Here is an 11,511-nt window from a genome sequence, read left to right as displayed (position 1 = left end):
GTAGCAAAACTACACCCTAAACCCTGAGCCCTGAATCCTTCTTCAGCAGCGCGATCTGTCCCGTGTGATATGCATCGTGCTGCGCGAGGCCGTGGAGCATCGCCGCATGGGACTTGCCCGTGCCCATGTGCTGGTCGCGGGCGTCTTTGACCGGCGCGTGCAGCTTTGCGGGATCGAGGGCCCGGACGGCATCGAGGAGCTCCCGCTGCGTGGCGGCCAGGTCTTCCAGCGCGCCGCGCCAGGCGGCTTCCGCCGCGCCCTCTCCCGAAGGCGCCGCCGGCCAACCGCCTGCGGGCGGCTCGCCCGCGGGGTTTCCGCGCATCCGCGAGGCCACCTCGCGCCGCCAGGCGGTGATGTGCAGCACCAGCTCCCAGATGGTGTGTGCTGCAGAAAGCGGACGGTGCGACGCCGCCCTGGCCGTGACGCCCCGCAGGATGTCCATCAGCGAATCGCCATGCCAGGGGTCGCCGTCAAACGCCTGCTTCAGTTCGTCAACGATGAAATCGGCTTCGGTCATCATCACGATTCCAGCAGCAGCGTCCCCGGATCCTCGGCCAGCTCCTTCACGCGCACGAGAAACCTGACCGCCTCCGCGCCGTCCACGATGCGGTGGTCGTACGTGAGTGCGAGATACATCATCGGCCGCACTTCCACCTGACCGTCGATCGCCACCGGGCGATCCTGGATCTTGTGCAGCCCGAGGATGCCCACCTGCGGCGGATTGATGATCGGCGTGCTCACGAGCGATCCGAAGACGCCGCCGTTCGTGATCGTGAACGTGCCCCCCCTGAGGTCCTCGAGCGTGAGGGTGCCGTCGGTGGCCTTCTTGGCGAACTCCCGGATCTTCAGCTCGATTGCCGCAAACGACATCCGGTCGGCGTCGCGCAGCACCGGAACGACCAGGCCTTCGGCGGCGCCGACTGCCACGCCGATATCGTAGTAGTGCTTCAGCACCATTTCGTCGCCCTGGATCTCCGCGTTGACGCGCGGGAACGCTCTGAGGGCGCCGATGGCAGCCTTGACGAAAAACGACGCGATGCCGAGCGAGACGCCGTGTTTCTCTTTGAAGATCTGCTTGCGCCGCTCGCGCAGGGACACGATGCCCGTCATGTCCACCTCGTTGAAGGTGGTGAGCATCGCCGCGGTGCGTTGCGCCTCGACCAGCCGGCGCGCGATGGTGGCGCGCCGCTTCGACATCCGGATCCGCTCTTCCCGCCGCTCGCCGGCCGGCGGTTCGGCGGCCCGCCCTGACAGCGGCGCCTCGGGCCACGGCGTGGGGGACACGGCCGGCTGCACCGGCCAGGTCACGGTGGGCATGGCGGCCGGCGGCTGCTGCGCCTGCGCTCCTTCGCCGGGCCGCGCCGCGATGTAGCTCTCCACGTCCTTCCGCGTCACGCGTCCCGCTTCGCCGGTGCCCTTCAGCCCGCTGATTTCCACGTCGTGCTGATCGGCAAGCCGGCGTGCCGACGGCGTCGCCCTCGTCTTCTCGTCGTCTGAGGGGACCGCCGCGGGTTCCGGCGTCGCGCGCGCCTGCGCCGCCGAAGCCGGAGGCGCAGCCTCCAGCGAAGGCACGCTGGTGTCGACCACCCCGATCACTTCGCCGATCTTGACGTCATCCCCCGGACCCCGCGTGATCTTCTGGAGAACGCCTCCCTGCGGCGCGCCGACCTCGACGTCAATCTTGTCGGTTTCGAGCTCGACGAGCGCCTCGCCCGCCGAAACCGCTTCCCCTTCGCGCTTCAGCCACTTGGCGATCCGCGCGTCGACAATCGATTCGCCCATCTCGGGCACGACAACATTGGCTGGCATAGTATGGCGACTACTTTCGGCTGCCGATCGCGACGCCCCGCGTCTCGCCGGACGGCGATGCGGCCGGCGATGGCGCGGGCGGCGTCAGCACGCGCATGTCGAACGCGCGGGCGATGAGTTGCTGCTGGACGCGGGCGTGGCGCGCCGACGAACCCTCCGCCGGACTCGAGCTTCTCGGGCGCGCAATCAGCCGCAGGTTGAGTTCGCGGCGCAGCATTGTCCGCAAGTACGGGGCGGCGTAGTGCCACGCCCCCATGTTCTCCGGCTCTTCCTGCGCCCAGACGAGGTCCTCGAGCGCGGGATAGCTGGCGAGGATCTGCTCGATGTCGGAGACGGGCAGCGGATACAGCTGCTCGACGCGGCAGATGGCGATCGCGTCGGCGGACTGGTACCCGTCGCTCGTCATCAAGTCCACCGCCATTTTGCCGCTGCAGAGCACCAGCCGGCGCACGCCGTCGCGCCGGCCGACGCCGGAGGCGAACCGCGGGTCATCAATCAGCGGCTCGAAGCGGCCTTCGGCGAGCTCCCGCGGCGACGAGGCCACGGCAGGATGGCGCAGCAGGCTCTTTGGCGTCAGCACGACGAGCGGCAACGGGTCTTTCTCGAGCAGCAGCGCCTGCCGGCGCAGCACGTGGAAGAACTGCGCGGCCGTCGTGCAATTCACGAGGCGCATGTTGGTGTCCGCGCCGAGCTGCAGGAAACGTTCCGGCCGGGCGCTGGCGTGATCCGGCCCCTGCCCCTCGTGTCCGTGCGGGAGCAGCATGACCAGCGACGGCGCCAGCCCCCACTTCGCGCGGGCCGACACGATGAACTCATCGATGATCACTTGCGCGCCGTTCACGAAGTCGCCGTACTGCGCCTCCCAGATCACCAGCCACTGCGGCGCCTGGATGTTGAAGCCGTACTCGAACCCGAGCACGCCGTTCTCGCTGAGCGGCGTGTTGCGGATCTCGAACGCCGCTCTCGCCTGGGGTAGCGCCTGGAGCGGCACGTGAACCCGGCCCGTTCTCGCATCATGGAGGACGGCGTGCCGCTGGCTGAACGTGCCGCGCTCGACGTCTTCGCCGGTCACGCGAACGGGCGTGCCCCCCGCGAGCGCGGATGCGAGTGCCAGTTCCTCGGCGGCCGCCCATTCGATCGTCCGCTCGTCGGGCGTGTCGAACGCGTGCCGACGGCGCTCGCGCGCCTTCTCGAGCTTCCGGTGAGCGGCAAAGCCTTCCGGCAGGGTGAGCAGCGCCTCGTTCATGGCCTTCAGGTCTTCGTAAGGCAGTGCCGTCACCATCCCGCGGGCCGTGCCGGCCGGGGCGATTTCCGGCATCGGCTCGGCGATGACCTCCTCGGGCTTGAGCGACTGCAGCAGCGACTGCAGCTCGTCCATCCGCTGCTTCACGCGCGTCTCGGGCACGCCTGGTGGCACGGCGCCGCGTTCGACGAGCGCGCGGGCCCAGGTGTCGCGCACGGTCGGGTGATTCGCGATGCGCTCGTACATCACCGGCTGCGTGAACGCGGGCTCGTCCCCCTCGTTGTGGCCGTGCCGCCGGTAGCCGACCAGGTCGATCAGGAAATCGCGCTTGAACTTCTCGCGGTAGGCGAAGGCCAGCCGAGAGACCTCCACGCAGGCCTCCGGATCGTCTGCGTTGACGTGCACGATCGGCATCTTGAACCCGCGCGCGAGGCCGCTCGCATACGACGTGCTGAAGGAATCCTCGGGCGAGGTGGTGAACCCCAGCTGGTTGTTCGCGATGATGTGAATCGTGCCGCCGACGTGATACCCGGGCAGCCGGCAGAAGTTCAGCGTCTCGGCCACGATGCCCTGCCCGGGAAACGCGGCGTCGCCGTGGATCAGAATCGCGAGCACGCTCGACGCGTCGAAGCCCGGCTCACCCGGTGTCGTGCCGCGCGTGCCCGACGCGCGCGCCATGCCCAGCACCACCGGATCGATCGCCTCGAGGTGGCTCGGGTTCGGTGGCATCGAGATGTGGAGGTCCACCTCCTCGCCGTCCCGCACGGCGCGATGCGCCCCCATGTGGTACTTCACGTCCCCGGTCCACGCCATGTCCTCGTGGAAGCTCCGGGAGTGCAGCGGGTCCTTGAACTCGGCCAGGATCTGCGCGTACGGCTTGTTCAGCACGTGCGCCATCACGTTCAGCCGGCCTCGATGCGCCATGCCGATGATGATCTGGCAGATGCCCGCTTCCGCGGCCCCGGCGATGACCTCGTCGAGGACCGGAACGAGCATGTCGAGCCCTTCGATCGAAAAGCGCGTCTTGCCCGGAAACGACCGGTGCAGGAAACGTTCGAAGACCTCAACGACCGTCAGCCGCTCGAGAATGGCCACCGGATCGATCGGGTCGTTCGGGGCGCGGAAGCGCCCTTCCTCGATGGCGCCGCGCAGCCAGTAGCGTTCCTGCGGAACGAAGATGTGCGAAAGGTCGTAGCCGATCGTCGAGCAGTAGATCCGCCGCAGGCGGGTGATGGCGTCGAGCGCCGTCTGCGCGCCGGCCACGGCCGTCTGCGTCGGCTGCCTGATGACCGACGCCGGCAGACGCCGCAGGTCCTCCTCCGTGATGCCGTGTGTCGCCGGGTCGAGCGAGGGATCGCCGCTTGGCTTGCTGCCAAGCGGGTCGAGTTGCGCCGCCAGGTGGCCGTAGCGGCGGATCGACTGCGCAAAGTTCACCGCGCCGACGATCTGAGAGGAAAGGGGGACAGTCACACTTTTCGTCGCATCACTGTGAAAAGTGTGACTGTCCCCCTTCTGCTCAAAATACCGTCGCGATCCGGGGTCCACGGACCCCGGATCGCGACGGTACTTCTCGTACAGCTCGGCTACGTACGCCTCGTTGACTCCCTGGAACTCGTCCCACCCCGGCATAAGCTATATATTCTAGCCGAGAGATTCCGTCAGATTTTCTGCGTGTTCCGCGCGTTCTGCGGCGATCTCTTCGGAATACTCAGGGACTGCCAGTCGCCGGCCCGGAAGTGGCGCGCGAGGAACACGATCTGCCCCACGTGATAGGCGGTGTGCTGAAACGACCGGTTCGCCGCCCGCACCACTGAATGTCTCTCGCCACGGATGAACACGTCACGCGCGAGATCGGCTGGCGCCAACGCCCGCAGCTCGTCCAGCAGGACGCGCCAGCCCGCTTCCCAGACCTCCAGGACCTCCTGGCGCGTCCTGTCCGAGGCGACAAATTCGCCGTCGCGATCGCGGTCCGGCTTCTCGCCGTCTGTGGTCAGGAAATCCCGCCAGCGCGAGCGGAGGTTGCCCCCCACGTGCTGCAGGATCACGGCCAGGCTGTTCGAGGCCTGATCGATCTCACGAAAGAACTCCTCGTCTGAAACCCGCGCCACCGCCTTGTCGGCGAGCGATTTCAGCTTCTCGAACTGCTCCGGGAGGTCGCGTAGGTACTCGGCGGCAATGTCCATGGGCCCTCCTGCTAGCGCGGCGCGGTCACCTCGAAGGAAAACACGGCAAAATCATCTCGGGTCCCGTCCGGCTTGATGCCGCTCAGCAGCAGCGAGTACGCGCCCGGTGCGAGCACGTCGACCGGAACAGCGACGAACAGGCGGCGGCGGTCAACCGTCGCCGTGACGAGCGCGTGCACCCACAGATCGTCGCCCCCCGTCCATCGCTGGATCGCCGCGCGATACCGGTCGAATCGCCTGTCGCCAACCGGCAGCACCAGCTGCACGCGCGTCGCGTCTGGGGGAAGGCGTACTTGCTGCCTGGGCTTGCCGGACGGGTCGAGCCCCGGCTCGAGAGGAATTCCGGGCAGCGTGTTCGCCGCACGCTCCCTGCCAAGTCCGATCTCGAACGCGTCGCGTGCCGATCGCTCGCGTGCCAGCTCGCGCTCGGGCGCCGATTCCCGGGATTGCGCCTGGCGGAGTTCCTCTGCCATCGCGCGCATGCCCCTCTGCATCTCGCGGTCGCGCCTGACCAGCAGCGCCGCCAGGCCGACGATGATGAGACAGAGCGTCAGAAGGAGCCACTGGAGGAGCGGATTGTCAGCGCCGGGAACGCCGCGGATGCGCACGGTTCGTTGATAATATCTCCAGCGAGTTCCTGGAGGCACACCGGTTGGCAAAACGGAAGAAGGACCCGTCGCTGTTCGATCGTCTCGACAACGGCGGCGCAGAAATCCAGGCGCGCCCGGCGGATCCGGCCGGTCCGGATGCCGTGGCGCTCCATGAGGCCGCGCAGACGCGGTATCTGAACTACGCGCTCTCGGTCATCACCTCGCGCGCCCTGCCGGACGTGCGCGACGGGCTCAAGCCGGTGCAGCGCCGCATCCTCTTAACGATGTGGCAGCAGAACCTGACCGCGGACGCCAAACCCCGCAAGTGCGCGAAGGTCGTCGGCGACGTGATGGGCAACTATCACCCGCACGGCGACATGGCGATCTACGACACGCTCGTGCGGATGGCGCAGCCCTTCTCGCTGCGGTACCCGCTCGTGGACGGGTCCGGCAACTTCGGGTCGCTCGACGGCGACAGCGCGGCGGCGATGCGGTACACGGAGTGCCGCCTCGCGCGGCCCTCCGACGAGATGCTGTCGGAGATCGATCAGCGGACGGTCCACTTCCGTGCCAACTACGACGGCACGAAGACCGAGCCGGTCGTGCTCCCCGCCCGGATCCCGAACCTGCTCGTGAACGGCGCCACCGGTATCGCCGTCGGCATGGCGACCAGCATCCCTCCGCACAACCTGTCCGAGGTCTGCACCGCGCTCGTCAAGCTCCTCGACAACCCGGATTTGTCCAGCGTGCAGCTCTGCCGGTACGTCAAGGGCCCCGACTTCCCCACCGGCGCGCAGATCCTCAACACGCAGGAGGAGCTGAGGGAGATCTACAGGACCGGGAGCGGTGCGATTCGCATCCGTGGCACGTGGGAATCGGGCCCGGTCACGCGCAGCGGCCGCACGATCTACATCACGAGCATTCCTTACACCGTGAACAAGGCGTCGCTCGTCGAGCGCATCGCGGAAGTCGCGATCAGCCGGAAGCTGCCGCCGCTCATCGACGTCAAGGATCTCTCGACCGAAGACGTCCGCATTGCCCTGGAGCTGAAGGGGGACGCGGACGTGAAGCTGGTGATGGCGTATCTCTACAAGCACACGCCGCTGCAGACCAACTTCGCGGTGAACCTCACGTGTCTCGTGCCGACGGAGGGGAACCCCGAGGTGGGCCGCCCCGAGCGGCTCGGCCTCCACGAGATGCTCTGGCACTTCCTCCACTTCCGCCTCGACGTCGTCACCAGGCGTCTGGAGCACGAGCTGGACGCGCTCAAGAGGCGCATCCACGTTCTTGAAGGCTTCGAGAAGGTCTTCGACGCGCTCGACGAGATCCTGAAGATCGTGCGGAGGTCCGACGGCAAGGCGGATGCCGCAGAACAGATCATGAAGCGGTTCTCGCTCGACGCGGAGCAGACCGACGCCATTCTCGAGCTGAAGATTTACCGGCTCGCACGGCTCGAGATTCTGGTGATCCAGAAGGAGCTGGACGAGAAGCGCAAGCGCGCCAGGCAGATCAACGTGCTGCTCAGGAATGAAGACTCGCGGTGGGCGCTGGTGCGGGAAGAAATCGATCAGATCCAGAAGAAGTACGGCGACGCGCGGCGCTCCAGGATCGAGAGCGTCGAGGAGGTCGAGTACACCGCCGACGACTTCATCGTCGAGGAGGACACCGTCGTCATCGTGTCGCGCGACGGGTGGGTGAAGCGGCAGAAGGAGGTGCGCGACCTCTCCTCCACGCGCCTCCGCGAAGGCGATGAGGTGCTGGCCGTGCTGCCGGGCAGCACGCGCAGCACGGCGGTGCTCTTCACGAACTTCGGCGTCGCGTATACCGCCCGCCTCGCCGACGTGCCGGCCTCGACCGGCTACGGCGAGCCGATCCAGCGGCTGTTCAAGTTCCGGGACCAGGAGCGTGTCGTCGCGGCGTTCAGCCTCGACCCGCGCGTGTCGCCGAAGATCCGGGCGCCCAAAGAGGGCCAGGAGCCGCCCGTGCAGGGACTCGCAGTCACCAGCGATGGTTTCGCGCTGCGCTTCAGCCTCGAGCCGTTCATCGAGCCGAGCACGCGCGCGGGCCGCCGCTTCGCGCGGCCGGCCGAGGGTACGGAAGTCGTCGGCGTGGCGAAGTACACCGGCGATGAGACAATCATCGCCGCCACCAGGCAGGCGCGCGCGATTCTCTGCCCCGCAGAAGAGATCAACTTCCTGTCAGGGCCCGGTAAAGGGGTCACGCTGATCAAGCTGCAGAAGGGGGAGGACCGGGTTCTCGGTTTCGTCGCGTCGGTGGGCGATCGCCATTTGCTCACCGTCGAAACGAACCGCGGCGGCACCCAGACGATCAGCACGGCGAAGTACGAAGTCACCGGCCGCGGCGGCAAGGGGCGGGAGCTGCTCCAGCGCGGCCAGTTCACGCGCGTCATTCCGCCGCCGCCCGAGCTGACGCAGCTGGGAGGCGACTAGGGCTCGCACCACCGTATGCGCCAGTACCGCTACCTCCACCTGGACGTGTTCACCGACCGCGCCTTCGAGGGGAACCAGCTCGCCGTTTTTCCCCAGGCCCAGGGGCTGGAGCCCGCAGCCATGCTGCGGATGACGCGCGAGATGAACTTCTCGGAGAGCACCTTCATCCTGCCTCCCGAGAAGACGGGCGACGTGCGGATGCGGATCTTCACGCCCGGCGAAGAGATGCCGATGGCCGGGCATCCGACGATCGGCAGCACGTTTGCGCTGGCGCACCTCGGTGTGATCGAGCCCGGGCGGCACGTGTTCACCTTCGAGCTCCCCGTCGGCCCGACGCCCGTGGAGCTCGAATGGGAGGCCCACCGGCTGTCGTTCGCGTGGATGAGGCAGCAGGTCCCGACCTACGGCGCGGTGGCGGAGCGGCCGCGCGCGCTTGCCGACGCGCTCGGGATCGATCCCGACCAGGTGATGGACCTGCCGGTCGAGGAAGTCTCGTGCGGCGTGCCGTTCGTGTTCCTGCCGCTGAAGTCACGGAAGGCTGTGGACCAGGCCGAGCCCGACCGCCTCGCGATGCATCGCTTCTTCCACGATCGGAACCTGCCGCTGTACCCGCTGTTCCTCTTTTCGCTCGACGAAGGGCCGGACGAAGCGACCGCGTACAGCCGCATGTTTGCCCCGGGGCTGGGCGTCTCCGAGGATCCCGCCACCGGTGCCGCGAGCGGGCCTCTGGGCTGCTACCTGGTCAGGCACGACCTGCTCGACGCGGATCGCGCGAGGCACTTCGTCAGCCTGCAGGGCGTGAAGATGGGCAGGCCAAGCCGCGTTCACGTGTCGATCGATGCTGAGGGGGACGAGGTCACGCGGGTCCGCGTGGGCGGGAAAGCGGTCCTCGTCGGCGAAGGAACCCTTCAGGCACAATAAAAAAGGGCCGGCATCCTTCAGCCGGCCCTTCGTCCGTACCTGGCCCCTGGCCACTGACCACTGACCACTACTTGATAAACAGCATCTCTCTGTACGTCGGCAGCGGCCACATCGCGTGCGGCACGAGCGTCTCCAGCGTGTCGCCCGTCTCCCTCAGCGCGGCCATGGCCGGCACCACCGTGTCGCGCATGTAGCGCGCGTGCGCGTCCGACGACCCGGAGTTCTCGTGCTCGCAGGCGGACGCCAGCGCATCTGTGCGCGTGCGCAGCTCGCTCACGAGCGAGGCCACGCGCGCCAGCATCTTCGGCGTCTCCCCCGGCTCCACGCCCGCCGCCCTGGTCGCATTCACCGTATTGGCGACGGCGGTCTGGTACTCGAGGGCGGCCGGCAGGATGTACCGGTTCGCCATCAGCACCATGAGCTGCGCCTCGACGTTCACGGTCTTGCAATAAGCCTCGACGTTCACTTCATAGCGCGCGTGCAGCTCGCGCTCGTTGAGGACCTTGTACTTCTCGAACGCCTTGACCACCTCGGGCTTGATCAGCTCGCCGTAGGCGTCGACCGACGTCTTCAGATTCAGCAGCCCGCGCTGCTCGGCCTCGGCGTGCCACTCCGGCGCGTACCCGTTGCCGTTGAAGACGATCCGCTTGTTCTCCTTCACGAGCGAGACGAGCAGGTCCTTCACCGCGTCCTCGAGCTGCCGGCCGCTGCTGAGCGCGTTCTCCAGGTGCGTCGCGACGTAATCCAGCGACTCGGTGACCGCGAGGTTCAGCGAGATCGCCGGGAACGCGACGTTCTGGCTTGACGCCACGGCGCGGAACTCGAACTTGTTGCCGGTGAACGCGAAGGGGCTCGTGCGATTCCGATCCCCCGCGTCGCGCGGAAGCTTCGGCAGCACGGTGACGCCCGTCTCGAGGATGCCGCCGCTCCGCGTGGACTTCGCCCGGCCGTGCTCGATCTGCTCGAAGATGTCGGTGAGCATGTCGCCGAGGAAGATCGAGATGATCGCCGGCGGCGCCTCGTTCGCGCCGAGCCGGTGATCGTTTCCCGCGCTCGCGACGCTCGATCGGATCAGGCCCTGGAAGCGGTTCACCGCGCGCATCACCGCCGAGCAGAACACCAGGAACTGGATGTTGTCGTGCGGCGTCTCTCCCGGGTTCAACAGGTTGTTCCCCAGGTCGTCGCTGATGCTCCAGTTCAAGTGCTTGCCGGAGCCGTTGACGCCGGCAAACGGCTTCTCGTGCACCAGGCACGCAAGGCCGTACTTCGGCGCCACGCGCTTGAGCGTCTCCATCGTCATCATCTGGTGATCGGTGGCGACGTTGGCATTCTCGAAGATCGGGGCGATCTCGTACTGGCTCGGCGCAACCTCGTTGTGCCGCGTCTTCACGGGGACGCCGACCTTGTACAGCTCGCGCTCGACCTCCATCATGCACGCGAGCACGCGGTCGGGAATCGACCCGAAGTACTGGTCCTCCATCTCCTGGCCCTTCGGCGGCCGCGCCCCGAACAGCGTGCGGCCGGCGTTGATCAGGTCGGGACGGTTGAAGTAGAAGTTGCGATCGATCAGGAAGTACTCCTGCTCGGGGCCGCACGTCGTCACCACGCGCTGCGCCCGCGAGCCGAACAGCTTCAGGATCCGCACCGCCTGCTTCGACAGCGCCTCCATCGAGCGCAGGAGCGGCGTCTTCTTGTCGAGGGCCTCGCCCGTCCAGCTCACGAAGGCGCTCGGGATGACGAGCGTCGTCCCGTTCGAGCTCACCAGCAGCCACGGGGCGCTCGTCGGGTCCCACGCGGTGTAGCCGCGCGCCTCGAAGGTGGACCGCATGCCGCCGGACGGAAAGCTCGACGCGTCCGGCTCCCCCTTGATCAGTTCCTTGCCGCCGAACTCGGCGATCGCCCGGCCATCCGGCGTCGGCACGAGAAACGAGTCGTGCTTCTCCGCCGTGATGCCGCTCATCGGCTGGAACCAGTGCGTATAGTGGGTCGCGCCGTGTTCGACCGCCCAGTCCTTCATCGCCGTCGCGATGATGTCGGCGATCGTGTGGTCGAGCGGCTCCCCCATCGTCACCGTGCGCCGCAGCGCGCGGTACACCTCCTTGGGCAGGCGCGACCGCTGCACGTCGTCGTTGAACGTCAGGGAGCCGAACAACTCGGCCGCGTGCTGTATCTGCTGCACCTGTTCGTCGATCCGCGCGCCGTTGGTGTCGGCCTGTTGCGCGCGGCCGACATTGATGCCCCACTCAGTAATGCTTCTGATCGCTTCGCTAAGTGCCGCGGAACCCATCGGCGCGTCCTTCCTTCTGGAATGCTGG

The 11,511-nt window shown here is 67.4% G+C and carries 8 protein-coding genes; 2 read left to right on the top strand and 6 right to left on the bottom strand.

What is annotated here, in order from left to right:
* Window positions 1-16 precede the first annotated feature (16 nt).
* From HYU53_05050 to HYU53_05030, 5 genes are read right to left on the bottom strand one after another with little or no spacing between them, the layout of a single operon-like run.
* Window positions 17-520 (bottom strand): DinB family protein, encoded by a 504-nt coding sequence (locus HYU53_05050; GenBank protein MBI2220555.1) that lies wholly within the window; start codon window positions 518-520, stop codon window positions 17-19.
* On the bottom strand, window positions 520-1,809 hold the full coding sequence (gene odhB / locus HYU53_05045) for a 2-oxoglutarate dehydrogenase complex dihydrolipoyllysine-residue succinyltransferase (GenBank protein MBI2220554.1): 1,290 nt from the start codon (window positions 1,807-1,809) through the stop codon (window positions 520-522). Before odhB ends, HYU53_05050 begins: the two co-directional genes overlap by 1 nt.
* Window positions 1,810-1,819: 10 nt before the next feature.
* Window positions 1,820-4,681, bottom strand: a complete 2,862-nt coding sequence (locus HYU53_05040; protein ID MBI2220553.1) for a 2-oxoglutarate dehydrogenase E1 component — start codon at window positions 4,679-4,681, stop codon at window positions 1,820-1,822.
* A gap of 29 nt (window positions 4,682-4,710) precedes the next feature.
* On the bottom strand, window positions 4,711-5,235 hold the full coding sequence (locus HYU53_05035; protein ID MBI2220552.1) for a DUF1572 family protein: 525 nt from the start codon (window positions 5,233-5,235) through the stop codon (window positions 4,711-4,713).
* Between the two features lie 11 nt (window positions 5,236-5,246).
* Window positions 5,247-5,843, bottom strand: coding sequence for a hypothetical protein (locus tag HYU53_05030; protein MBI2220551.1), 597 nt, complete (start codon window positions 5,841-5,843; stop codon window positions 5,247-5,249).
* A gap of 44 nt (window positions 5,844-5,887) precedes the next feature.
* Here HYU53_05030 and HYU53_05025 point away from each other — a divergent pair, with 44 nt between their 5' ends.
* Together HYU53_05025 and HYU53_05020 are read left to right on the top strand one after the other, a co-directional pair.
* Window positions 5,888-8,275 carry a DNA topoisomerase IV subunit A gene (locus tag HYU53_05025; GenBank protein ID MBI2220550.1) on the top strand — a complete coding sequence of 796 codons (2,388 nt, stop codon included), beginning with the start codon at window positions 5,888-5,890 and terminating at the stop codon, window positions 8,273-8,275.
* A 15-nt stretch (window positions 8,276-8,290) separates the two neighbouring features.
* On the top strand, window positions 8,291-9,196 hold the full coding sequence (locus HYU53_05020) for a PhzF family phenazine biosynthesis protein (protein MBI2220549.1): 906 nt from the start codon (window positions 8,291-8,293) through the stop codon (window positions 9,194-9,196).
* A 67-nt stretch (window positions 9,197-9,263) separates the two neighbouring features.
* Here the strand turns inward: HYU53_05020 and HYU53_05015 are convergent, their stop codons facing one another.
* Window positions 9,264-11,483 carry a glutamine synthetase III gene (locus tag HYU53_05015; GenBank protein ID MBI2220548.1) on the bottom strand — a complete coding sequence of 740 codons (2,220 nt, stop codon included), beginning with the start codon at window positions 11,481-11,483 and terminating at the stop codon, window positions 9,264-9,266.
* Window positions 11,484-11,511: the final 28 nt, after the last annotated feature.

This window comes from Acidobacteriota bacterium, from assembly GCA_016184105.1.
Classification (GTDB): domain Bacteria; phylum Acidobacteriota; class Vicinamibacteria; order Vicinamibacterales; family 2-12-FULL-66-21; genus JACPDI01.
Note: the sequence above shows the minus strand (reverse complement) of the source record. Positions and strands in the feature narration are given on the sequence as shown.

Coding starts and splice junctions, on each gene's coding strand:
- HYU53_05050 (MBI2220555.1), bottom strand. CDS start 520: ATGATGACCGAAGCCGATTTCATCGTTGACGAACTGAAGCAGGCGTTT.
- HYU53_05035 (MBI2220552.1), bottom strand. CDS start 5,235: ATGGACATTGCCGCCGAGTACCTACGCGACCTCCCGGAGCAGTTCGAG.
- HYU53_05020 (MBI2220549.1), top strand. CDS start 8,291: ATGCGCCAGTACCGCTACCTCCACCTGGACGTGTTCACCGACCGCGCC.
- HYU53_05015 (MBI2220548.1), bottom strand. CDS start 11,483: ATGGGTTCCGCGGCACTTAGCGAAGCGATCAGAAGCATTACTGAGTGG.
- HYU53_05040 (MBI2220553.1), bottom strand. CDS start 4,681: ATGCCGGGGTGGGACGAGTTCCAGGGAGTCAACGAGGCGTACGTAGCC.
- odhB (MBI2220554.1), bottom strand. CDS start 1,809: ATGCCAGCCAATGTTGTCGTGCCCGAGATGGGCGAATCGATTGTCGAC.